The 23,083-nt window shown below is 48.5% G+C and carries 22 protein-coding genes; 15 read left to right on the forward strand and 7 right to left on the reverse strand.

From position 1 onward, the window contains the following. The first annotated feature begins 174 nt into the window (after window positions 1-174). From DXA87_RS10075 to rpsI, 8 genes are all read left to right on the forward strand, one after another. A complete protein-coding gene (locus tag DXA87_RS10075; protein ID WP_117504215.1) occupies window positions 175-1,386 on the forward strand; it encodes an NRAMP family divalent metal transporter in 1,212 nt (403 codons plus the stop codon). A gap of 88 nt (window positions 1,387-1,474) precedes the next feature. Then, entirely contained in the window at window positions 1,475-2,236 is a 762-nt protein-coding gene (locus DXA87_RS10080; RefSeq protein WP_015553386.1) for a 5-oxoprolinase subunit PxpA, read from the forward strand. Window positions 2,237-2,307: 71 nt separating this feature from the next. Beyond that, on the forward strand, window positions 2,308-3,039 hold the full coding sequence (gene pxpB, locus DXA87_RS10085) for a 5-oxoprolinase subunit PxpB (protein WP_117485512.1): 732 nt from the start codon (window positions 2,308-2,310) through the stop codon (window positions 3,037-3,039). Next, window positions 3,039-4,136: a biotin-dependent carboxyltransferase family protein gene (locus DXA87_RS10090; protein ID WP_117504217.1), complete on the forward strand. Its 1,098-nt coding sequence runs from the start codon at window positions 3,039-3,041 to the stop codon at window positions 4,134-4,136. Before pxpB ends, DXA87_RS10090 begins: the two co-directional genes overlap by 1 nt. A gap of 132 nt (window positions 4,137-4,268) precedes the next feature. After that, complete coding sequence (locus DXA87_RS10095) at window positions 4,269-5,090, forward strand: putative hydro-lyase (protein ID WP_117504219.1); 822 nt, start codon at window positions 4,269-4,271, stop codon at window positions 5,088-5,090. Between the two features lie 474 nt (window positions 5,091-5,564). Next, entirely contained in the window at window positions 5,565-6,911 is a 1,347-nt protein-coding gene (locus DXA87_RS10100) for an MATE family efflux transporter (RefSeq protein WP_117504221.1), read from the forward strand. 181 nt (window positions 6,912-7,092) lie between these two features. Further along, complete coding sequence (rplM, locus tag DXA87_RS10105; protein WP_015553390.1) at window positions 7,093-7,527, forward strand: 50S ribosomal protein L13; 435 nt, start codon at window positions 7,093-7,095, stop codon at window positions 7,525-7,527. Window positions 7,528-7,555: 28 nt separating this feature from the next. Further along, window positions 7,556-7,948, forward strand: a complete 393-nt coding sequence (gene rpsI, locus DXA87_RS10110; protein ID WP_021905542.1) for a 30S ribosomal protein S9 — start codon at window positions 7,556-7,558, stop codon at window positions 7,946-7,948. A gap of 103 nt (window positions 7,949-8,051) precedes the next feature. Here the strand turns inward: rpsI and DXA87_RS10115 are convergent, their stop codons facing one another. From DXA87_RS10115 to DXA87_RS10145, 6 genes are all read right to left on the reverse strand, one after another. Beyond that, window positions 8,052-9,779 (reverse strand): recombinase family protein, encoded by a 1,728-nt coding sequence (locus DXA87_RS10115; protein WP_117504222.1) that lies wholly within the window; start codon window positions 9,777-9,779, stop codon window positions 8,052-8,054. Beyond that, window positions 9,779-10,081: a hypothetical protein gene (locus tag DXA87_RS10120; protein ID WP_117504225.1), complete on the reverse strand. Its 303-nt coding sequence runs from the start codon at window positions 10,079-10,081 to the stop codon at window positions 9,779-9,781. Before DXA87_RS10120 ends, DXA87_RS10115 begins: the two co-directional genes overlap by 1 nt. Window positions 10,082-10,099: 18 nt before the next feature. Continuing rightward, complete coding sequence (locus tag DXA87_RS10125; protein WP_117504227.1) at window positions 10,100-11,389, reverse strand: plasmid recombination protein; 1,290 nt, start codon at window positions 11,387-11,389, stop codon at window positions 10,100-10,102. 348 nt (window positions 11,390-11,737) lie between these two features. Further along, window positions 11,738-11,953, reverse strand: coding sequence for an LLM class flavin-dependent oxidoreductase (locus DXA87_RS10135; protein WP_117504229.1), 216 nt, complete (start codon window positions 11,951-11,953; stop codon window positions 11,738-11,740). A gap of 400 nt (window positions 11,954-12,353) precedes the next feature. Then, window positions 12,354-13,700: a phage/plasmid primase, P4 family gene (locus tag DXA87_RS10140; RefSeq protein ID WP_117504231.1), complete on the reverse strand. Its 1,347-nt coding sequence runs from the start codon at window positions 13,698-13,700 to the stop codon at window positions 12,354-12,356. Window position 13,701: 1 nt separating this feature from the next. Beyond that, complete coding sequence (locus tag DXA87_RS10145; RefSeq protein ID WP_117504233.1) at window positions 13,702-14,322, reverse strand: CHC2 zinc finger domain-containing protein; 621 nt, start codon at window positions 14,320-14,322, stop codon at window positions 13,702-13,704. A gap of 221 nt (window positions 14,323-14,543) precedes the next feature. Here DXA87_RS10145 and DXA87_RS10150 point away from each other — a divergent pair, with 221 nt between their 5' ends. From DXA87_RS10150 to DXA87_RS10180, 7 genes are all read left to right on the forward strand, one after another. Further along, window positions 14,544-15,647, forward strand: coding sequence for a DUF6076 domain-containing protein (locus DXA87_RS10150; RefSeq protein WP_117504235.1), 1,104 nt, complete (start codon window positions 14,544-14,546; stop codon window positions 15,645-15,647). Between the two features lie 25 nt (window positions 15,648-15,672). Then, window positions 15,673-16,617, forward strand: a complete 945-nt coding sequence (locus tag DXA87_RS10155; protein WP_110442444.1) for a DUF3658 domain-containing protein — start codon at window positions 15,673-15,675, stop codon at window positions 16,615-16,617. A gap of 64 nt (window positions 16,618-16,681) precedes the next feature. After that, window positions 16,682-17,869: a hypothetical protein gene (locus DXA87_RS10160; RefSeq protein WP_117504237.1), complete on the forward strand. Its 1,188-nt coding sequence runs from the start codon at window positions 16,682-16,684 to the stop codon at window positions 17,867-17,869. Window positions 17,870-17,946: 77 nt separating this feature from the next. Next, window positions 17,947-18,714 (forward strand): ABC transporter ATP-binding protein, encoded by a 768-nt coding sequence (locus DXA87_RS10165; protein WP_110442442.1) that lies wholly within the window; start codon window positions 17,947-17,949, stop codon window positions 18,712-18,714. After that, entirely contained in the window at window positions 18,704-20,776 is a 2,073-nt protein-coding gene (locus tag DXA87_RS10170; protein WP_110442441.1) for an ABC transporter permease, read from the forward strand. Before DXA87_RS10165 ends, DXA87_RS10170 begins: the two co-directional genes overlap by 11 nt. Before the next feature lie 19 nt (window positions 20,777-20,795). Continuing rightward, window positions 20,796-21,473, forward strand: coding sequence for a response regulator transcription factor (locus DXA87_RS10175; RefSeq protein ID WP_033121503.1), 678 nt, complete (start codon window positions 20,796-20,798; stop codon window positions 21,471-21,473). Beyond that, the gene (locus DXA87_RS10180; protein WP_033121502.1) at window positions 21,470-22,495 is read left to right on the forward strand and encodes a sensor histidine kinase; all 1,026 of its coding nucleotides are present in this window, start codon (window positions 21,470-21,472) and stop codon (window positions 22,493-22,495) included. The genes DXA87_RS10175 and DXA87_RS10180 overlap by 4 nt, the downstream gene beginning before the upstream one ends. A gap of 49 nt (window positions 22,496-22,544) precedes the next feature. On the opposite strand, the gene DXA87_RS10185 is transcribed toward DXA87_RS10180, so the two are convergent. Then, a complete protein-coding gene (locus tag DXA87_RS10185; RefSeq protein ID WP_117504239.1) occupies window positions 22,545-22,793 on the reverse strand; it encodes a DUF6061 family protein in 249 nt (82 codons plus the stop codon). Window positions 22,794-23,083: the final 290 nt, after the last annotated feature.

A 23,083-nucleotide genomic window follows, 5' to 3' on the forward strand; every position in this document is an offset into this window, starting at 1 on the left:
GTGCAAAAATTCACATCGTGCGAAATCGCTCGCTAAAACTGAGCGGATTCGCACGATTTTTTTGAAAATTTCAAAAAGATTTTCAAAAACCGAAAAATATAGTTGAATATCACTAAAAAATCAGATAAAATCAAGGCATCAGTTGTAGAAAAGATACGAAAGGGGTACTCATTTATGGGGGAAAAGAAAAAACACAGCAACATGACGACCTTGATGGGAGCTGCGTTCCTGATGGCGACATCCGCGATCGGACCGGGATTCTTGACACAGACTTCCACATTTACGGCTCAGTATAAAAGCGTTTTCGCGCTTGTGATCGTCTGTACGATCCTGTTGGATGTGACGACACAGTTAAATATCTGGTCGGTGATCGGTGTGTCCGGCATGCGCGGACAGGATATTGCAAATAAAGTCCTTCCGGGACTCGGGTATTTTATCGCATTCATGGTTGCGCTTGGCGGTCTGGCATTCAACATCGGAAATGTCGGAGGCGGCGCCCTGGGACTCAACGTATTGTTCGGAATTCCGACGACGGTTGGAACCTTTATCGCGGGAATCATCGGAATCCTGATCTTCCTCTCCAAGGACGCGAAGACCAGCATGGATAAGCTGACAAAATACCTTGGAAGTATCATGATCATCGTAGTTCTCTATGTGGCGATCAAATCCAAACCTCCGGTAGGGGACGCTGTGAGCAGTATTTTCCACCCGGGCGATGTGGGTGCCCTTGTCCTTCCGCTCATCACGCTTCTCGGAGGAAGCTGCGGCGGATATATCACATTCTCCGGTGCGCACCGTCTTCTTGACGCCGGATATTCCGGAAAGAAAGATCTTCCGCATGTACGCCAGTCCGTTTTAATGGGTGTCAGCGTTTCCGGAATCATGAGAATCCTGCTGTTCCTTGCGGTTCTCGGTGTCGTGACAGCAAATCCAGATGTGACACTTGACGCTTCAAACCCGGCAGCAGACGCGTTCCGTCTCGGAGCGGGCGTGATCGGATATAAGATCTTTGGTCTTGTCCTTTTCTTCGCCGCTACAACATCCGTCATCGGCGCGGCTTATACATCGGTTTCATTTTTAAAAACTCTTCATCCGTTTATCATGAAGAACGAAAAGTGGTTCGTGATCGGATTTATCACAGCCTCCACACTGATCATGGCGATCCTCGGAAAACCGGCAGCGCTCCTTGTACTTGCAGGCGCTTTAAATGGACTGATCCTTCCGCTGACCCTCTTAACGATCCTTCTCGCAAGCAGAAACAAGAAGATCGTTGGAGATGATTACAAGCACCCGACGATCCTCATCGTTTTAGGTGTATGCGTGGTACTGCTCACAGGATTCTCCGGAATCAAAGCTCTTCCGGGAATCTTAAAGATGTTCGGTTAATTATATATTGAGATTGTGACGCAAGTCGTTTAAAATAGTAGATAGGAAATTTAGAAAATACCGGCAGGGAAAGCAAGGAGGAAATATTATGTACCGTGTAGATTTAAACAGTGACCTTGGAGAAAGCTTTGGAAATTATACGATCGGAATGGATGAGGAGATCTTAAAGTACGTCTCATCCGCAAACGTGGCATGTGGCTGGCACGCAGGTGACGCGATGGTGATGGAAAAGACCGTTGCTCTGGCGAAAGAGTTCGGAACAGCCGTCGGCGCACACCCGGGATTCCCGGACCTTGTGGGATTCGGACGCCGCAATATGGCAGTGACGCCGGATGAAGCGAAAGCTTATGTCCGCTACCAGCTGGGCGCTCTCATGGCGTTCTGTACCGCCCACGGCGTAAAGATCCAGCATGTAAAACCGCACGGCGCTCTTTACAATATGGCAGCTGTTGACGAGAAGTTAGCCATCGCGATGTGTGAGGCAGTTTATGAGGTAGATAAGGACATCATCTTCATGGGCCTTGCAGGTTCCAAGATGATCACGGCAGCAGAAAAAGTCGGTCTCCGCGCTGCAAGTGAGGTCTTCGCTGACCGCGCTTACAACGATGACGGAACTCTCGTATCAAGAAAGCTTCCGGGTGCAGTGATCAAGGACAAAGACCTCGCGATCAAACGTGTGATCCGTATGGTAAAAGAAGGAAAAGTCGAGTCCATCAACGGAAACGATATCGCGATCAAGGCAGACTCTATCTGCGTTCACGGAGATAACCCAAAGGCATTGGAGTTCGTAAAGAATATCCGTGAGACACTGATCGCGGAAGGCGTCGAGATTAAAAATTTAAGTTTATAGGAAAAAGAGTGCAGCTGTTTGACATCTCATAAATGTCAAACAGCCGCAAATGTATAGAGAGGAGACTCGCTGTGGGAAATGTAAGATATCTGGTTTCCGGTGACTGTGCAGTTACCGTGGAATTTGGAAATGAGATCAGTCCGGAGATCAACCGGAAGATCCGCGCATTCAAGATCGCGTTAGAGAAAGAACAGATTGAGGGAATCGTCGAGACCGTACCGACTTATCGTTCCCTTCTCGTTGTATACAAGCCGGAAGTGATCCGGTTCTCAGCGTTGACAGAAAAGTTTGAGAAGATCCTGTCCTCCATGGGCAGCATCCAGATCCCGCCGCCAACAGTGATCGAGATTCCGGTGCTTTATGGCGGAGAAATGGGACCGGATCTTGCGAATGTGGCAGAGCATAACGGACTTACGGAAGAGGAAGTCGTAAAGATCCACTCCTCCGAAGAGTACCTGATCTACATGCTGGGATTTATCGCGGGATTCCCGTATCTCGGCGGCATGGACAAGCGTATCGCGACTCCGCGTTTGAAGAGTCCGCGCGTAAAGATCGAGGGCGGCTCCGTGGGAATCGCCGGAGAGCAGACTGGAATCTATCCGGTGGCATCCCCGGGAGGCTGGCAGCTCATCGGAAGAACTCCGTTAAAGCTGTATGATTCCGAGCGGGAAAAACCGGTACTCCTGGAGTCCGGACAGTATATCAAATTCCGCCCAGTGACGGAAGAAGAGTACAAAGCCATCGAAAAACAGGTGGAGAACGATACATATCAGTATGTAGTATATGATAAGGAGGCGGAGTGATGGGCATTCAGATCATAAACGGCGGATTCCTGACAACGATTCAGGATATGGGACGTTACGGATATCAGGAGACTGGAATGTCCGTATCTGGTGTCATGGATACCAGGGCAGCGTCACTCGCCAATATCCTTGTTGGAAATGATACGAACGAGGCGGTCATCGAGATCACGATGATGGGCCCGACGATGAAATTTACAGAAGATGAGATCATCGCGGTGACAGGCGGCGACCTCGGGGCAAAGATCGACGGAAAACCGGTGGAGAGATACCGTGCGGTCCTGGTAAAAGCGGGCCAGACGTTGAGCTTCATGGGCATGTACGGCGGAAGCCGTGCGTATATCGCTTTTGCGGGCGGACTTAATATCCCGGTCGTTATGGGAAGCAGATCCACGAACCTGAAATCAAAAGTCGGCGGATACGAGGGAAGAAAATTAGGAACCGGCGATGAGATCGCTTTCCGCGCTCCCGCATCCTGGCTTCCGAATATGTCCGGGCGTGTATATGAACTTCCGTCCTACGGGGCAAAGGAATGGACCCTCAGAGTCGTTATGGGACCGCAGGACGACTGTTTTACAGATAAGGGAATCAACACCTTCTTAAACAGCACCTACACGATCTCCAACGAGTATGACCGCATGGGCTGCCGCATGGAAGGCGATGTGATCGAGCATAAAAACGGCGGCGACATCATCACCGACGGCATCAGCTTCGGCGCTGTCCAGGTTCCGTCCCACGGAAATCCTATCGTCATGATGGCGGACCACCAGACCACAGGCGGCTACACAAAGATCGCCAACGTGATCTCTGTGGACCTTCCGGTGCTTGCCCAGTGCATGCCGGGAATGAAGATCCATTTTGAGAAAGTCACGGTGGATGAGGCGCAGGATCTCTATTGTAAGGAAAAAGAAGAGTTTGACGCGCTTGCGAAGAGACTGAATACCCCGGTGGAACCGGCGGATGATGAGCAGGCGGTGGCGATCGCAGCGGCATCCGAGGCGAACAAGACCGCATGGGTAAAGGCGGGAACCTATAAGATCTCCGTAAATGGAAAAGAGTTTCTTGTGGAGCTTGAAAAAGAGGTTGTGAGATTCCGGTAAGAAGAAATATGGAGATGCAGGCCGGAAAATGAATTGATCGGCGAAGCATTTCAGCAGAATGAGTCATGGGGAACAGGAACCTTAAGATGCCGAAAACGAAAAGAACGGCATAGGAGAAAGGGGTAGTGAAAAATGGGAGATTACAGAACGACAAAACCGGAAGAGATCTGGAAAAAGATCCGTGACGGTGAGATCACAGAACCGACAGCCGGAATGTGCGGGGGATACGCACAGGCAAACCTTGTGATCCTGCCGAAAAAATATGCGGAGGATTTTAAAAAGTTCGCGGAGCGCAACCCGAAACCGTGTCCGATCCTCGAGATCATGGACGGTTCCCCGCTGGTTCATGACATGGGCGAGGGAGCGAATATCGTTACCGATATTCCGCGGTACTTTATCTATAAAAACGGCGTGAAGGTCGATGAAGTGACAGATGCTTCCGAATACTGGCAGGATGATTTCGTTGGTTTTCTTATCGGCTGCAGCTTCTCCTTCGAGGAGGCGCTCTTACAGGCAGGAATTGACGTGCGTCATATCTCGATGGGAAGAAATGTGCCGATGTACAAGACGAATATCGAGTGCGAGAAAGCAGGAGTCTTCGAGGGTCCGCTTGTATGCAGCATGCGCCCGATGACGCCAGAGGACGCGAAAAAGGCGGCGGAGATCACGGAGAAGTTCCCGAATGTTCACGGTGGTCCTGTCCACATGGGAGATCCGGAAAAGATCGGCATCAAGGATATCGACCATCCGGACTATGGAGATCCAGTGGAGATCCGCGAGGGCGAGATCCCGGTATTCTGGGCCTGCGGCGTGACCCCACAGGCAGCCGTCGAGCGGGCGAAGCCGCCGATCGTCATCACCCACGCTCCGGGTCATATGTTTATCACGAATGTGAAGAACGCGGAGTTGAATGACTATCTGGAGAAAAAGAAACAAGATACGAAATCGCTGTGAAACAGAAGGAATCGCGGCATCGCAGATGCGTGATCAGCTGCCAGCATCGGACATGGCAGATTTTGCCGGACAGATGCGGAAGTGAGATGTTCGGGCCCTTGAGAGTGAGAGGTTCGGGTCACCGAGTCTTCGGGCTCCGGATAGTTGACAGAATCCGAAATCTATGTTATTCTACCAGACGTTAAAACTCGTGTGGATTTTTAGAGAAGAACTTTTTTCGCCACACAATCACCTAAAAGCTTTATGGGTGGTTGTGTGGCATTTTTTTTGTTTAACAGAAAATTCCGATAGAACTTCCCGCTAAACAAAAAGGAACTACGTGCCAATGATGTGTATTCGCGCGAAGATGCCGATTGTCGCAAGTGACTGCGCTCGGCGTGAGAATGTGTCGAGGTACATTCTTTTTATTGCTTATATCAACGAAGTTTTACATATGGAACCGTTACTTTAAAAATTATATGGGAGGTTAGAATCATGAATGAAACTTTCATGAAGGAGAAGCCGATCTTTCCTCTTCTCCTCGGAATGGGAATGCCCATGGTCCTGTCCATGCTGGTGAATTCCCTCTATAATATAGTAGACAGTTATTTTGTTGCCCGGATCAGCGAGAATGCCATGGAAGCGCTGTCTCTGGTATTTCCGATCCAGAATTTCATCAATGCCATGGCCATCGGTTTCGGGGTGGGAATCAACGCTCTGATCGCCACAGCGAGAGGTGCCGGAAAAGAGAATGAAGCGCGCCGGGCAGCGACTCAGGGTGTTGTCCTGTCTGTGATCCACGGGATCATTCTCTCTGTGATCTGCATCGTTATCATGCCAAAATTCCTTGGAATGTTCACAGGCGATCAGGAGGTCATCCGGTACGGTGTGCGTTACGCATCCGTTGCATTCTTGTTTTCACCAATCATCATGGCAGGATTAGCCTTCGAGAAGATCTTTCAGGCAGTGGGGCGGATGAAGGTCTCCATGATCGCCCTGCTCGGCGGCTGCATCACAAATATTATCCTGGATCCGATTTTAATCTTTGGACTGGCATTCTTTCCGAAAATGGGAATCTTCGGAGCGGCGATCGCCACAGGTGTGGGGCAGCTTATTTCGCTCATGGTTTACCTTGCCTTCTATTTTAAAGGACCGGTTCCGGTAAAGCTGGAAGCAAGGTATAAGATTCCAGGTGGAAATACGATGAAGAAACTCTACGGGATCGGGATCCCGGCAATCCTTAATCTGGCGCTGCCCTCCGTCATGATCTTTGTGTTAAACGGTCTGCTGGCGCAGTATTCCAGAAGCTATGTGGTCATTCTTGGAATCTACTATAAACTGCAGACTTTCCTCTATTTCCCGGCCAGCGGCATTATCCAGGGGATGCGCCCGGTGATCGGCTATAATTTCGGTGCCGGAGAGCGGGAGAGAGTCGGAACAATCTATAAGACAACGCTTGCCATGACCGGGGTGATCATGGCGGCTGGTACGCTGCTCTGCCTTACAATCGCCAATACGCTGATCGGAGCCTTCACAGACAATGCGGAGACTATCATAGCGGGCGGCACCGCTCTCCGGATCATCAGCGCCGGATTTATCGTCTCAACGGTTTCCGTAACGGCATCCGGAGCCCTTGAGGGAATCGGCATGGGTGTCCAGTCCCTGGTGATCTCATTGCTCCGATACATCGTGGTCATCCTTCCATCCGCTTTTATTTTATGTCATCTGTTTGGCGGCGGAGCAGTCTGGAATGCCTTCTGGATCACGGAGTTTGCGGCAGCGGTTGTGGCTGAGATCGTGTATCGGGGAACGATAAAGAGGACTATGCCAAAACCACGATAAAATATAGGTTTTCCGGCAAAATTTAATCGAAATTTTGAAGAAAAACGGTTGACACACCCGGCCATGTATAATATAATGTATAACTGTGACATCGGTTGAAAATGCTGTAGCCAAAGCCCCGGAAACAGTATTTTACGATAAAGGAACATTGATTGATTTAGTACAAACAGGAGGTCAACCCATGAAGAGCTTTATGGCTAGTCCAGCAACAATTGAGAGAAAATGGTACGTAGTTGACGCTACAGGATATACATTAGGTCGTCTGACATCAGAAGTAGCAAAGATCTTAAGAGGAAAGAACAAACCGATCTACACTCCGCACATCGACTGCGGCGATTACGTGATCGTAACAAACGCTTCCAAGATCAAAGTTACAGGTAAGAAGTTAGACCAGAAGATCTACTACAGCCACTCCGACTATGTAGGCGGAATGAAAGAGACAACTTTAAGAGAAATGCTCGAGAAGAAGCCGGAGAAGGTTATCGAGTTAGCAGTTAAGGGAATGCTCCCGAAGGGACCTTTAGGAAGAAGCATGATCACAAAACTTCACGTTTACGCTGGCCCGGATCACGAGCAGGCAGCACAGAAGCCGGAAGTTTTAGAAATCAAATTTTAATTAGAGGTCTGAAAGGAGGAAATTCATAATGGCTAGCACAAAATATTACGGAACAGGCAGAAGAAAAAAATCTATCGCAAGAGTATATCTTGTACCGGGAACAGGTAAGATCACAATCAATAAGAGAGATATCGATGAGTATCTTGGTCTTGAGACATTAAAGCTCATCGTTCGTCAGCCGTTAGCAGCAACAGAGACAGCTGATAAGTTCGACGTTATCGTTAACGTTCGCGGCGGCGGAGTTTCCGGACAGGCAGGCGCTATCCGTCATGGTATCTCCAGAGCTCTGCTTCACGCAGACATCGAGTACCGTCCGGTATTAAAGAAAGCTGGTTTCTTAACAAGAGATCCGCGTATGAAAGAAAGAAAGAAATACGGCCTCAAAGCAGCTCGTCGCGCTCCGCAGTTCAGCAAGCGATAATCGACTGCTCAGACTATATCAAAATGGTTCAAAAACCCCGGAAAATCAAGGCTTAATAGTGACAAGTAACTATTTTGTCGCAGAGAACGGTGTGACCCGAAGGTCACGCCGTTTTTCTGTGTTCATAGGTTGTTTGCGTGATGATAGGCTCGGAAATAACGGGAATATCTACATCGTCCACGAAGTTGAAGAAAATCTTCACTTTCTGCTTGCGCTTGCCGCTGGATTTGTCCGGGGCATAGACGATGATTTTCTTGATATACTCGTTCACGATGGTCTGTGTCAGCTCCTCCACATCCACATATTTCTGTGTCAGGGCGATAAAGGCATCCAGACCGTCGTTCATTTCTTCCCGCTGTTCCACCCATTCTTCGATAACTTCAATTTCGAGCTTTAACCGTTCCTGCTCCGCTTCATAGTCCGCAGACATCTTTCTGTATCTGTCCTGATTGAGATTTCCAAGAACATAGTCCTCGTACAGCCGGGCGATGATGACATCCAGATCGGCAAGGCGTTTCTTTGCCTGTTCCAGCTTCTTTTTGTCATCCCGGATGCTGCGCTCCTGGTCAGTCCTGCGGCATTGCAGCCATTCCTCCTGAAAACCGTCCACATCGCTTCGGATATACTCATTGACTGCCCGGATGCGTTCCAGAACGATTTCACGAAGCACATCTTCCCGGATATAGTGGGCAGTACAAGTACCACGGTTGCTCTTGTAGTTGTTGCAGACGTAGTGATCCTGCTTGCCCTCAAAGTTTTTGCTTGTGGCAAAGTGGAGCTTGCCGCCGCAATCGGCACAAAACAGAAGCCCGGAGAACAATCCCTGCCGTTCCGCTTTTGCAGGGCGGCGTTTGTTTTTCCTCAGTTCCTGCACCCTGTCAAACTGTGCCTGAGATACAATCGCTTCCTGTGTGTCCGGCAGATAAAACATATTCTCCGGCTCATTGGGAATCCGCTTTTTCAGCTTGTAGGACTTGGAATAAGTCTTGAAGTTGCAGGTACAGCCTGTGTACTCCTGCCGTTCCAAAATCCCTATAATGGACTGGTTGCCCCAGTGGTACGGTCTTTCCGGCATCGGCTTTTTCTTTCGCTTGGCATAGAGTGCCTTTGCAGTCAGAATCTGCTTTTCTTCCAGAATCCTTGCAATCTGCTCCGGGCCTTTGCCGTCAATGCAAAGGTCGAAGATGAGCTTGACTACCGGAGCCGCTTCTTCATCCAGAATCCAGTGATCCTTGTCCTCCGGGTCACAGCGGTATCCGTAGGGCGGTTTGCCCATGTGCTTCCCACTGGTTCCTCTCTGCCGCAAACTGACACGGACTTTCTTGCTGGTATCACGGGGATACCACTCGTTGAACAGATTACGGATTGCGGCGAAGCCCTCGCTGTCTCCCCGGTTGCTGTCTACGCCATCATTTATAGCGATAAAGCGGACATCATAACTCGGAAAGATAATATCCGTATATTGTCCAACAGTCAGATAGTCACGACCAAAGCGGCTGAGGTCTTTGACCAGCCAGCAGCCCACAAGCCCCTGCTTGACAAGCTCAAAGCCTTCCTGCACACCGGGACGATTGAAGTTCGTCCCCGTATAACCGTCATCCACCAGAATTTTCAGGTTTGTATACCCGTGGTCACGGGCATATCGGGTTAAATACTCTCTCTGATTTGCGATACTGTTACTCTCGCCTTCCTGGGCATCCTCGTTGCTCAGACGGCAATAGAGAATGGTAATTTTCTGCTGATCCAACATAATATCCTCCTTCGGTGGTTGGTCAGCCGACAGTACCGTTGTGCATATTGGAATTATATCATGCTTTTGTGTCGCAGTCATTAACAAATCACCCCCTTGTCAGAAAAAATGAGCCGTTTTACCTTGTCGGTAAGTGGCTCATTTCCGTCACACTCCGTTTCAATCACATACCATGTGTTTCCGATCTTGCACTCAATGGTTTTGCAGAAAGAGGACTGTGCCGCTTCCCAACGCTTGCGGCATTCTTCCAGAAAATCAATAGGCGGCTCAAAAATCGGATCGAAGCAGGAGCAAATATCAATATAGCCGATGGCATCGTTGATTTCTTCCATCGGGGCATCTTCCATAATCATCTTGTTAATTTCCTCTACGGTTTTCTTCATAGGCAAATAGTTCCTTTCTTAAATTTCCATGTCCTGTCCACGATTGCGGGCAGGGTGTTTGTGTTCATACAGTTCCTTTCCCCTGGCGAGGATGGCATTGATAAAAGCCCAGACCTTTTCAGATGCAATCTCAATCGCATCCAGGAAAGGCTGGGCTTTCTGTTTCAGCTCCTCATAGTCTTTGTTCAGTTTTTCAAAACGGTCTTTCCATATCTTTGCGTTTTTATCTGCCTGCTCGAATTTCTGCTTGTATTTCAGCTTCTCAGACTTTTCCGCAAAGCTGCTGACCGCATAATCCTTTAGCGTGCGGCACTCATCCGCCGTCATGGTAACATTTCCCGTAATGGGATTTTTCTTGCCCATCGACTCAATCTCATGTGCAGTCATAGCAACAGACTTAGCAGCCTGAGTTTCCTTTTTCAGAGCTTCCAGTTTCTTTTTCTGCTTTTCCGTAGCAGCTTTAGCATCCTCCAAACTCTGTTCTGCCTGTGCCACCTGTCCTGTCACAGCTTCCAAACGCTGCTGTTCCGCCTGCACCTTAAACTGTGTCACCGTCAGATGTTCCTCGGTGCTGCCACGCTCTCCACGCTCCACATCGGTATATCCGGCAGCACGCATGAAATTAAAAAAGTCATCCTGCAACACGCTGTAGGATGACCTTAAAATCTTTTTTCCTTTTTCATTGAGCTTGGGATTTCCGTCCTCGTCAAGCACCGGTTTGGAGTCCCATTTCTTACTTCGGCTGACTTGTGTGATCGTTTCCTTTACCGTTCCCCGGAGAGCTTCATCCTTACATCGCTTCGACCAAAGGATCTGCTTTTCCACTACCGGAATATAAACCACATGGAGGTGATAGTGGTACACATCCTCGCCAAGAGCTTCGGACATTGCCCGGTTGTGCTCATCGGCGTGCATCACAGCAGAGAGGATATACTGCTCACCGCCTACGATCTCCACGGCGGCTTTATAGGCATCAGCATAAAACTGTTTTGCAAATTCATAGCCGCCGTGGTTGTAGAAATAAGCGGAGTTCACATCAAAAACCAACTCGCCGTATTTGATGGCATCCGGTTTCAGACCTCTGGTGGAGATCACGCCATCCTGTTCCATTTGCTCAAACATTTTCACATAATCATCGGTGGGAGTCTTGAAGTGAACATTCAGCGGAGTGCGTTCCGGCACAATGTCTTGATTGCTGTAACTGTCCTTTTCTCGCTCATTGTGTTCCTGTATTTTTGCCACATCGTCCGGTGTCGGTAAGTCCTGATTCCGGGCTACGGTGCGGTCTATTCCATCATTTCTTGCCATAGATTTTTTGTCCTTTCCTTAAAATTTGCAGACAGCGGGGAGCTGCGGAGAGGCACTTTTTCAAAGTGTAATAACCCACTATAACACTTTCATCCATACTGGCTGCAAAGTGCCGTGGGCTCTCCGAGGGCTCTCCCGAGGGGGAGTGCGGTTGCTGCGGCAACCTCTGCTGACCAATGCGAAAATGTCTGCAACTTTTCCCATGGTCAGCCCGTCTGCATGAAGCTGTTCCGGTGAACTTCTCTTTGCAGACGGCGGCAGCGAAAAGCGTATCTTTCACTGCCATCCATAGACAGCACTGCGGTGTGCCTATGGGGACGGGAACTACGAGGGGATGTTGCCGGGGCATCACTTCTCCCGTCTTTGCTGCCATACGATGTCGTATCCCAGCACAGCGGCAAGCTCCAATACTTCCTTGTATCGGATGCTTTCCCGCTGTAATTTTGCGGACAGGTTGGAAACGCTGTCGCTCCAACCGTACTCGTCCGAGAGCAGGTCAACTACTTCCTGCATAGTCATTCCGGCACGGATGATCTGTGCCTTGATTTCGTTGCGTACATTCATATTGTAAATTCCTCCATATTTTTGATTTACAATTCGGTGCAAAGGCTACTCCCCAAAGCGGAGCAGATGCACCGAACAGTGAAAAATCTGCTTTCTCCAAAATCGCTTTCATTTTGTGAGTGCGATACTCTGTCCATACAGGCATATATCCCACTTTGCTGTTCCGTGGGATTTTGTCTGAAACAGTGAAAACACCCATTGTTTCGTAAACTGGGTGCATGGTTTGGAGAAGCACGATTTGGTGAAATGGTTTCGTCCTGCGGTCAAGAACTTTGCTGTTTCCATTACCATTGATTTTCAATGCCCGAAAACAGGTCAGTTCTGACAGCTGATTATTCCTATAAAAAAGGAAAACAGGTAAAACGCTGTGTACATACATACAGAAAACGAAAGACAGGAATCAGTCCTGCCATTCCTCCGGTACGTACGTACATGGCGAAACGTCGTAAAACCCGTTTATATTAGGTCGTGCCACAGCTTCCACACCCATAAATCCCCATACCCGCCGTCCGGCTGAGTTGGTGATGTTGTTGCAATGTTCCAGATTGAATCTCCCGGCATTGGCAATCATGGCGTCGCTGAAGCTGCGGGCTTTCAGCGGTGCAAGGGAATTTTCTTCGCACCACATCCGGTAGATTTCATAGAAATCCTTGGAGCTGATGGACGCATCCGCTTTGCACCGGATGTATCCCTCCGATTCCATGAAATCAAAGATATTATTATTGTCACGCTTGACCGCTTCCCGATTTTCACGGATGCGGTCACTCTCCGAAAACTTAAAGTTGTTGGCAACGAGCCGCTGCAATCCTTCGAACGCCCACAGGGAGATGCCCTCAGCTTCGGCTTTCATCTTCTCAGCAAGGTCGGGATCGTCGGCTCTGCCCACGGGCTTTTCCTTGGTAGTCAGTACAAGCTGTCTGCGGTAAAAGCCGTCGCTGCGGTCATACAGGGCTTGCAGATCACCATTGCTGAATGCCAGCAACCGGGCAAACATCCAGCCCTGATAACTCTGCTTGCCCTTGCGTTCCAAGTCCATTTTGCCCTGTGCAGTCACGATGGATTTTACATAGTTGGTCTGACGCAGAGCTTCCATCCGCATATCATCATCCACGCACAGCAGGATGTGTTCCAGATCGGCACGGGCAAAACGGTTTTCAGAAATCTTCCCGATGCTGCCGTCTTTCATATTCGTGCCGAAGATGGTGGACAGCACCGCACCGATTTGGGATTTGCCCTCACCGCCGTTGCCCTTAATCACCATCATGCGCTGACCTTTGTTGGATGGAATCAGGCAGTAGCCAATGAACTCCTGCAAGGTGGGGATGTCCTCTGCATAGAGTAGTCCATCCAGAAAGTTCAGCCAGATCACCGGTGCAGGAGCATCGGGATTATAGCCGACAGGCAGACGGCTTCGCACGATAGCCGGTCTGCCTTCGGTGAAAGTGCCGTTCAAGAGCAGCGTACCGTTGGCAACATGGATGCGATCCTGCTCCGGAGGGAAGTCAGACACCTGCGCTTCCAGTTTCAGCACTTCCAGAATGTTGGTGATCTTCCGTGGGATGTTGTTCACGGCACAAAATTTCAGCTTGTCGTAAATCTCCCCACGCAGAGGAAGGTCATCTGTCACTCGACCATCGGGCGTGAAAAAAGCTCCGTTTGCGAAGATGATTCTGCGCTCATGCAGAAATTCTTCACAAAACAGAGCTTCGTTGATGTTCTGCCCGTCAAACCAGACAGGCAAATTCATATTAGGCGTTTTCCGGTTCTTCGCCACGGTGCGCCACCTCCTTTTTCTTTCGTGCGGTATACTCTTGCAGAAAAGCAATTTTGTCGTCCTGCATCAGCTTGTCCACCAATGCCACCCGTTCTTCCAGATCACCCACCGTCAGCACATCTGCCATATATTCGATATAGCAGTGCATCTGGCAGGCTTCCACAAAACGGTCATCCAGAGCATCTTCCGGTGTCTTGGGTGCGTATCGTACTTTCCAATCTTCCAGCAGATGCAGATAATCCGTCAGCACCCGGAAACACAGCATTTCATCCTCCCGGAACTGACGGATATAGGGACGCTTTGGCTTGGCCATAGCTGCGGCAGTGGGCGGTTTCGGGTCAAGTCCGAAGTCCGAAGCCAGCTTTTGCGCTGCTTCATAGCTGCTCAGATCGAACGACCTTGCTACGAAGTCGATCACATCCCCCTTGACTCCGCAGCCAAAGCAGAAGAAATAATCCTCATTCAGCTTCATGCTCGGATGCCTGTCATTGTGGAACGGGCAGCAAGCCATGCCGTTTCGGTTGACTTTCAGCCCGTAGTGTTCGGCGGCTTGCTTTACGCTGATTGCCACCTTGATGGTTTCATAGATTGTCATAGAAAACCTCCGTTCATAGTATTCAGAAAGCACGAAACACCCGCCGTGATTGGCAGGTGCTTCGCTCCGTCTACTATTGTTATGCCGGATTTTTCAAAAAACAGGCTAATCGGAGGACAACCCCGTTTCAAAAAACAGGACAACTTATGGATAGATGTAGATTTCTTTACATTAGCATGATAGAATTAAGAAAATGAAAAAACAGGACAGGAGGGGCAAGCATGAACCAAGAACTGATGACATTGGATTTTTGGCAGGATACGGTCATATATGAGGGAAAAACACTTCCTGTCGGCGCTCTTGCCTGTGATGCGCTGAATGTCCCTGCGGATACCATCGCAAAGATGAACGAGCAATGCGAGAAAATCAATCTGCTGCTTGGAATATTAAACGCCGGACAGGATGCTTCTGCACTCTGTCCTATTGCAACGGAAGCTGCTCTGACGATGCTTGATATTCTCAGTCAAACACCGCCGTTCTCCTATATGAATATCTCAAAGCACAGAGAACGGATTGAAAAAGTCTTTACTGTGGACAATGCGCTGAAATATGTGGAGTTTGCCATAAAAGCCGCAACCAATTCTTTGCAATTTGAAGAAATCCAGAACTTTACCGATGCGATGATGCTCCAACGCTATACCGCAGTTTTCGGGCATCTGGCATACTCCCTTGGGGAATACCAAACGACCATGCTTGATTTTGCAGAAAAATCAGACGGCAACGAAGCTGACCGCACCGCAGAGGGCTTTGCCAGAATGTTCGGCAATTATTTCCCGCCGGAGTTTTCCATCACGGAGGGCAATGCCTGGATGTCTACCCTGAACAATTCCGTTCAGTATGTATCCGTCATCCGTCCCGGCGAAAAAGTTGCGAAGCTGGTCAAGCGGATGCACTATGTATCCTTTGTGGGGATGTTCCGGTCTGATCTCTTTGAGGGCCTGTGTGTTGGCCATGCACCGAAAAAATGCAAAATCTGCGGCAAATGGTTTCTGACCACCAATGCAAGGCACACCAAATACTGCGGCGGCTACGCTCCGGGGGACAAGCTGCACCGCACCTGCCGGCAGATCGGTAACCTGAAAGGCAGAGAACAGCGGGAACTTGCGGACGATCATCCGCTGAAACAGATTTATGAGAAGCGACTGAATACCATAAACCGCTATGTGAAGCGTGGCGCTCTGGACGCTGATCTTGCAGAGGTTATGAAAAAACTGGCGAAAGATAAGATGCTTCGGGCGCTGAGCAATGTCGCTTACGCCAAGGGTGATTATGAAAAAGAAATGGGACAGGCTGCGTTGAAGAAAGAAGCAATAAAAAGAATTTGAATTTAGCTAAGAGGTGAGCAACGTTATGTTAGAAGTAGTATTTAGCGACAGTGCCGCAGGGACTATGGCGGTTGCGATTGGACATAAGGGTTTTTTAGGCGGAGCAACCAGTGTAATTATCTCTGATGGGACAGTTTCAAAAGAAGAAATAGAAAAGTTCCAGCATCAAGCAGAAGAACGGGAGCGTTCTGGTTGGGAGAATGCTATACCGTTGGAAGGAAATCGTAAGGACATAGTTAATCTTCCGCTGGCATTGTCTGTGGGCAACATCTCCGAAGCAGGAATTTGTTTGGAGCGTGAGTCGGCATTATCTTTGCTACTAAGCATACTGCCCGATATGGCATCTGAAATCGTAACTGAACTTCTCAATACATCCCGAAAGAACTATGCTACACTACTGGAAAAAGCACAAAACGGAGAGCCGATTCGTGTTTGGGTCGGACGAGACCCAGATGATGTGTGCGGATTGTATTGGCTTCTGGAACAACTACGACCAATCGGCTTTGAAAAATTGGATATTACCATTGTGGAGCTTCCAATGTGGGAAACAAGACCAGATGGATGCATTGTCCAGTATAACGGTTGGGGAGAAGTTGAACCTTATCACTTGGGACGGATGGCATCTCTTGGGAAGAAGTTGCCAACAAATTACCTTCGTAGTTTGGCTAACCGCTGGAGAGAACTCCAACAGGAAAATTCTCCTCTTCGTGCTGTTATAAACGGCAAACTGGTCAGCGTATCAGAAACTCTGTATGATACATTTATTCTTCGAGAATTGGATACACTGGACGACGAGTTTAGGGAAAGCGTGCTTGTTGGACAGGTTCTTGGAAAGAATCAATTAGGGATCGGTGATGGGTGGATTGCTTTGCGTGTGGAACAATTTATCAAAGAGGGACTTCTGCTCCCAATCACAACTCCTGCACCAAATGCACCTATTTATCACCGTATGTTAAAGAAAATAAAGTAATAAATAACCCATTAGTTGATCACGGGATATTTATGAGTATTACTAAACTGGAAGGAGGTGCGCTATGCTGAATGATTTTTCATGGAATATGACCGGATACATACCGAAACACGCTGTCAATCCATCCGATGATGGCATCCCACCCTATGTTGCAGAGCGCATCTTCCAGCTGGAACCGGAACCGCCTACAGTAGACAATCCGAACGAATATATCCTGTCTGCCCTACGGGAAAAAGACTTGAAATATTTCTCATTCTTTCTCCACCACTACGAGCTGCAACTTAACAAGCGCATCAAAACCTTTCTCGGTGTGGATGGCGGCAATCGATACGACACAGACCGTTTTCTGGATATAAAACTGTCCTGCCGGGAGCAAATGCTCCAAAAGCTGATGGACTATGCTCCTGCCAAAGGTGCGGAGTATGCAACATACATTTTTCCGTTCATTCGGGATGCTATGCTCCGTTTCCGCATGGGCGAAGAAAAATGGTCGGTATCCTCTCTGACCAATTACAAAATGGTGCGGTCAATGGCGTGGCTGTACCATAACACCAAGGATGCGGTCAGTGAATTTGCAAAGAAATACAACTGCGACCTTGCCCTTGCGGAAGGATACCTGAAAGTAGTCCGTGGCATCCGCAATCAGCAGCCATTCTATGTAACGGACGAGGATGGCGAGGAAACAGGTGAAGATGTTGCCCTTGATGATACATGGAACTATACCGACATCCTCTGGAACGGCATACAGGCTGAAAAGGTGCAGCGGGCATTTGAGAAACTGAATTACCGGGAGCAAACCTTGCTTGAAAAGCGGCTGGCGATCTGTATGACCTGTGGGCGTGTCGGCTCATGGAAGAACCGCCCCACCTTTGAAGAACTGGCGGTTATGTTTGAGGGCAGCACAGCCAGCGGTGCAGAGCGAGCCTACCGGAAAGCAGTGGACAAGCTGACGGAGTTTTTGGTTGCCGAGGGTGCTATCCATGCAGTCCGGCTGAAACAGAAATCCAAAACCAAGCGCAAAAAGAAAATCACCGCCGCAATCTACGAATACCAGGCAGACTGCGACGGCGAATGGGGCGAAATGTCAGTTGATTTTGAGAACGGCACAGCAGAAATCATTCGGCTTGCTGATTGGGATACAATTAAAACGAACTGGTTTGCCAATGAGGCGATCCGGTATATTTTATCATTGTCGCCTGATGCTCTTAAAAAATATATGCTCGTCCCCCTTGAGCCGCCACTTATATCCTGAATCCTTACAACAACTGTAAGTGGTATTTGCTGTGTTCCCATGCTATCATTTTATTACAAATGATAGGAGGTATTCACATGAAACCCATTTTGAATATTGAAAATTTAACAAAAATCTATGGCAATGTGCCAAGTCAAACAAATGCACTGAATGGGATCACCCTCCAGGTGATGCCGGGAGAGTTTCTCGGCATTATGGGAAGCAGTGGTTCCGGTAAATCCACGCTTCTCAACTGTATTGCAACTGTGATTCAGCCCACCGGTGGAAGCATTCAGGTGGAGGGCGATACTCTGCAATCCCTCAGGGGAAAGGCTCTTGCAGAGTACCGTGGCAAAAAAGTTGGTTATCTATTCCAGAACTTTGAATTGCTGGACAACCTGACTGGCAGGGAAAACATCCTGCTCCCGACTTCCTTGCATGGGGTATCCGAAGCAGAAAGCAGCCAGCGGCTGAAGCAGTTGGCTGACTATCTGGAAATCACTGATGTTCTGGATAAGTTTCCGTCCAAGATGTCCGGCGGCCAGCGTCAGCGTGTTGCGGCAGCAAGGGCTCTGATCTTACATCCCCAAATGATCCTTGCCGATGAACCGACGGGTGCGCTGGATTCTAAGAACGCAAGAAGTCTTATGGAGAAGCTGTCCGGCCTGAATCGTGACGAACAAGCTACGATCCTGATGGTAACCCATGATTCCAATGCCGCCAGCTTCTGTAAGCGCATCCTGTTCATCCAGGATGGCGTGATCTTTCATGAGCTTCGGCGTGGAGACGAAAGCCAGCAGGAGTTCTACGGGCGCATCCTGAAGGTGATGGCGCAACTGGGAGGGGGCAGCGCAAATGTTCTCTAATCTCATTCTTCGGAACAGCCGCCGCAGCCGAAAGGAAAACGGTCTGTTTTTCAGCTCCCTGGTGATTTCTATTGTTGCCTTTTACATGATTCTTTCCATCTCCACTCAAGATGTGATGCTCTTTTTGCAGAAAATGGAGAGTGACGCAGTTGACAAACTCCTGCTTCTGATTCCTGCGTTTTATGGAATGACCCTCGGTATTCTGTTCTTTTTGATCTATTTTGCCTGCAAGTATCAGTTCGAGCGCAGACGGCATGAGCTTGGTGTTTATCTAATGTTGGGGATGCGTAGAAGTAAACTGTTTGGTATGCTTCTGGCGGAAGATTGCCTGACCAGTATTCTTGCCATGCTCATAGGCTTACCTGTGGCTGTGGTGCTTTCAGAAATTGTCAGTCTTGTCACCGCCAAGCTGGTAGGCATGGGGATCATCGGTCATCAGTTTTCTTTATCCTGGTCTGCGATTGAATGGACGCTGGCAGGATTTCTGGCAATTAAGCTGACGGCACTTCTGATTTTGAGTGGACGAATCAGCCGCCAGGAGATCGGTACTTTGCTATCCCAGCCAACGAACCGCCCCAAAAAGCAAATGCCATCTGTTATCTATGGACTGGCTGCTATATGCGGAAGTGTGATGTTGGCAGTGGCTTACTACATGGCGATTCAGGGAATTGCATGGACAAAGGTAAGTATGATGGGACTGACTTTGCTGTTGGGCATAGTTGGTACGATGCTGCTTTTCTATGGGATGCGTGCGCTGATTGCTTTGATTGTTAAGAAAGGAAAAGGAAATAAGCAGCTTCATGTATTTACCTTCCGGCAGATTCAGGAGAATGTCATTCATCAGTCAAACTCCATGGCCATCAGCTCCCTGCTGATTCTGGCGGCGCTGTGTTGTTTTGGTGCGGGCGTAGGAATTGCAGGAACGAATAGCCTGTCTTCTGGCCATGTAATCGACTATACTTTTGAAGATCATACTGCAGAAGATTCATCGCAGGTTCTTCCGAATATAAAGGCAGTCCTGAAAGAAAACAGTTTGGAAAATCAATTTTCAGAGCTTTTTGAAATGAGGGTTGGGCGTATTCGCACCACAGAAGATTATGATAATGCCTACAGCATGGACGCTGTTATGGACTCTCTTCGGAGCCTGCCCCAGTCGGAAGACCGGGATGTCCTTCTGAACAATCTTGGTTATGCCACATACCCATATTTGATTTGTTTATCGGACTATAATCGTTTGTTGGAATTGTCCGGCAATCCGGCTCTCCAATTAGGCGAAAAGGAGGCCACTGTCTATATTGATACAGAGTTTACTACGGCAAGCCGTACCGCAATGCTGAACCAAGTATTGGCCGGGCAGCCCAAGGTGGAACTGGATGGTAGTCCGATTCATCTTACAGGAGAGGTTCAGTCTGTGAATTTGGTCACGGACCGTTCTATAACCTTGTCCTTTGCATTGATTCTTCCGGATGAAGCATTCCTATATTATAGTCAGGGAATGTATGATACCTATGTCAATGCGGTGCTCAGTGAGCAAGCTCTGAATGGAAATAGCCTTATGACTGCCTATTCCGATCTGAACGAGAAGCTGGACAAAATAGGTATCGAATATGAAAGCTATCTTCAGAATATGGGCCGCCAGCTTTTCTACACCGTAGCATCCATCTATATTACCCTCTATCTGGCGATTGTGTTCCTGGTGGTTGCCAACACCATTGTGGGTGTTCAGTTCCTGATGAGCCAGCAGAAAACCGGGCGTAGATACCAGACCCTGATCCGCCTGGGAGCCACTTACGAAAGCCTTTGCCAGTCTGCCGGAAAGCAGATTGCGTGGTTTATGGGACTTCCTGTATTGGTTGCAGCTGTCAGCAGTCTGTTTGGAGTCAGAGCGTTGTTTACAGGGATACTCTCGTCCCGAACCCGTGGGACAGTGCCTGAAATGCTGCTTGTATCTGCTACTATGATTTTGCTGCTTTGCGTGATAGAATATATTTATATGAGAGTGGTCAAGCACTCCAGTGATCGGTATTTGCTGACACTGATGCAGCCGCAGAGAGAAGAATAATTTGGAAGGAGGTGCTGTCGTGAAAAGAATTGCTGTTGTGGAAGATGAAGTCTATATGCGGGAAGAACTCTGCAATATGCTCCAAAAGGACGGGTATCTTGCGGAGGCAATCACCGAGTTTGAAGATGCCGCTCGGCTCCTGGCAGCCCTCCGTCCTGACCTTGTGATCTTAGACCTGAATTTGCCGGAGATCAGTGGCTTTCAAATCTGCCAGGAACTAAAGAATAAAACCGCTATCCCCGTCCTGGTACTAACTTCCAGAGATCAGGTAAAGGATGAACTGCAAGCGTTCCACTTGGGTGCCGATGAATATTTGACGAAGCCGTGCAGAAAAGACCGGCTTCTTGCCAGGGTATCCAATATTCTCAAAAGGTATGAAGGCCGTACCAATCTCATAGAGGGACCAGATTTCCTGTTAGACCAGCAGACCTACACGCTTTATATTCATAATACCTCTGTCGTGCTTCCAAAAAATCAGGGAAAACTGTTGGTTGCTCTTTTGTCCGGCGGCGATGCTCTGGTCACGACGGAGCAACTTTGCATAGCACTATGGGGAACCACGGAATACATAGACGAAAATGCCTTGCAGGTTAATCTGACCAGGCTGAAAAAGACGATGTCCGGTCTTGAGATGAAGCAGCGAATCGTTGCGGTTCGTGGGATGGGCTATCGTCTGGAAACGGGGGTGGCTCCATGAAGCAGCTTTGGCGCATAACAGAGCGATACTACCCCTGGCTATTGTTGCTGTTGGGCGTGGATTGCTTTTGTGCTATCATTCTTTGGATTTCTGACATTCAGGCATTTCAACCCTTGATTGGGTTAGTAGTTCTGACAAGCCTCCTTTTGTTTTCAGCGATTCTGTTTGTACTAAACAAGCGGGAGACTACCCGCCGAGAACTGTTCCGGGATTTCCTCAGTGATCCTACCATCTGCAACGAGGAACGGCTGCTCAGTGCCATCAGCCGGGAAGAAGGAGAATCTATCCGGCTTCTGGCATCAGTTTTACAGGAACACAAAACTGAGAGTAACAGTATGGCAGATGCCCTACAGGACTATGAAGAATATGTGGAGGGCTGGGCACATGAAGCGAAAACGCCCCTATCGTTGCTGACCATGCTCTTGGATAACCGGAACGATGAAATCTCTCCTTCCCTGCAAGCAAAGCTGGATTATGTCCGCAGTCAGCTTCAGGAGGATGTCACGCAGATGCTGTACTATGCCCGGTTGAAGAGCAGTACAAAGGATTACCGATTTGAGGATGTCAATTTGAATGACTGCTTGGGTGAAGTTCTGGAGGACTATGCCCCACTTCTTGAAGAGAAGCAGTTTGTCATTCTCAACAAACTGCAATCTGAAACAGTCTATACAGACCGTAGAGGACTTCAGTTTATGTTGGGACAAATCGTTAGCAATGCCATCAAATATAGCAGCGATAGTCCCATGCTTACAATTTCCGTGATACATTCGGAGACCGCAGATATCCTTTCTGTTGAAGATAACGGCATTGGCGTAAAAAAATATAATCTGCCGTACATTTTTCAAAAGGGCTTTACCGGGGATTCTACTGACAGCAGAAAGAAGGCTACCGGTATGGGACTTTACCTGGTTAAGAAGATGGCCGACGATCTAAATCTTCATCTGGAAGCAGCTTCCCAGTGGGGAAAGGGCTTCAAGATTGTCATCTTCTTTCCTAAATTGAGATCCAACGGAGGGAAATAATATAAACAGAAAAACGCCCGCAGGATTTTCTCCTGCGGGCAGCGTGTTGTCAGCTATCCCAAGGCTTGTATTCTGTTACAGTTTTCAAATAGGTTTCGGGATCGCCGTTCAAGATAAGGTCTGCATACTCCAAAGGAGCGTTGTAGATCAAATAATCCAGCTCTGACCGCTGATACATATTGTCAGCAATCTCGTTCTCAACGGCGATAGTGTCAATCGCAATCATACTGCCGTCGCTGAATTTCACTTCCACACAGCAATTATCCATATTGTAGGCATAAGATATTAAGGTTTTCATGGTATGTCCTCCATAATTCGTAATATAAAGCGAAAATCCCGTCTGACTTCCTGTTAGAAATCAGACGGGATTTGTCCGTATGCACCCCGGAAACCGTCAGCTAACAGTTGATAAGTAAATTAGTTCCTTATCACTGTTAAGCCAAGGTTTTCCGGGCTTTTGCTATATCTAAACGGGCTGATATGGTTTGACCAAATTTGGCAAAACGAGAGCCGATTTCATCCAATTTTTAGTGGTCCGCAAGTGGTTAACTGGCCAAAAAGAGGGCGAAAAGAGGGGGAAGTGGTTCC

The sequence above is a fragment of the Desulfotomaculum sp. OF05-3 genome, from assembly GCF_003435535.1.
In the GTDB taxonomy this organism is placed as follows: domain Bacteria; phylum Bacillota; class Clostridia; order Lachnospirales; family Lachnospiraceae; genus Pilosibacter; species Pilosibacter fragilis.

Coding starts and splice junctions, on each gene's coding strand:
- DXA87_RS10115 (WP_117504222.1), bottom strand. CDS start 9,779: ATGACTGCGACACAAAAGCATGATATAATTCCAATATGCACAACGGTA.
- DXA87_RS10185 (WP_117504239.1), bottom strand. CDS start 22,793: ATGAAAACCTTAATATCTTATGCCTACAATATGGATAATTGCTGTGTG.
- DXA87_RS10095 (WP_117504219.1), top strand. CDS start 4,269: ATGGGAGATTACAGAACGACAAAACCGGAAGAGATCTGGAAAAAGATC.
- DXA87_RS10180 (WP_033121502.1), top strand. CDS start 21,470: ATGAAGCAGCTTTGGCGCATAACAGAGCGATACTACCCCTGGCTATTG.
- rplM (WP_015553390.1), top strand. CDS start 7,093: ATGAAGAGCTTTATGGCTAGTCCAGCAACAATTGAGAGAAAATGGTAC.
- DXA87_RS10075 (WP_117504215.1), top strand. CDS start 175: ATGGGGGAAAAGAAAAAACACAGCAACATGACGACCTTGATGGGAGCT.
- DXA87_RS10145 (WP_117504233.1), bottom strand. CDS start 14,322: ATGACAATCTATGAAACCATCAAGGTGGCAATCAGCGTAAAGCAAGCC.
- DXA87_RS10155 (WP_110442444.1), top strand. CDS start 15,673: ATGTTAGAAGTAGTATTTAGCGACAGTGCCGCAGGGACTATGGCGGTT.
- DXA87_RS10120 (WP_117504225.1), bottom strand. CDS start 10,081: ATGAAGAAAACCGTAGAGGAAATTAACAAGATGATTATGGAAGATGCC.
- DXA87_RS10170 (WP_110442441.1), top strand. CDS start 18,704: ATGTTCTCTAATCTCATTCTTCGGAACAGCCGCCGCAGCCGAAAGGAA.
- DXA87_RS10080 (WP_015553386.1), top strand. CDS start 1,475: ATGTACCGTGTAGATTTAAACAGTGACCTTGGAGAAAGCTTTGGAAAT.
- DXA87_RS10090 (WP_117504217.1), top strand. CDS start 3,039: ATGGGCATTCAGATCATAAACGGCGGATTCCTGACAACGATTCAGGAT.
- DXA87_RS10150 (WP_117504235.1), top strand. CDS start 14,544: ATGAACCAAGAACTGATGACATTGGATTTTTGGCAGGATACGGTCATA.
- DXA87_RS10160 (WP_117504237.1), top strand. CDS start 16,682: ATGCTGAATGATTTTTCATGGAATATGACCGGATACATACCGAAACAC.
- DXA87_RS10165 (WP_110442442.1), top strand. CDS start 17,947: ATGAAACCCATTTTGAATATTGAAAATTTAACAAAAATCTATGGCAAT.
- DXA87_RS10135 (WP_117504229.1), bottom strand. CDS start 11,953: ATGAATGTACGCAACGAAATCAAGGCACAGATCATCCGTGCCGGAATG.
- DXA87_RS10100 (WP_117504221.1), top strand. CDS start 5,565: ATGAATGAAACTTTCATGAAGGAGAAGCCGATCTTTCCTCTTCTCCTC.
- DXA87_RS10140 (WP_117504231.1), bottom strand. CDS start 13,700: ATGAATTTGCCTGTCTGGTTTGACGGGCAGAACATCAACGAAGCTCTG.
- DXA87_RS10125 (WP_117504227.1), bottom strand. CDS start 11,389: ATGGCAAGAAATGATGGAATAGACCGCACCGTAGCCCGGAATCAGGAC.
- rpsI (WP_021905542.1), top strand. CDS start 7,556: ATGGCTAGCACAAAATATTACGGAACAGGCAGAAGAAAAAAATCTATC.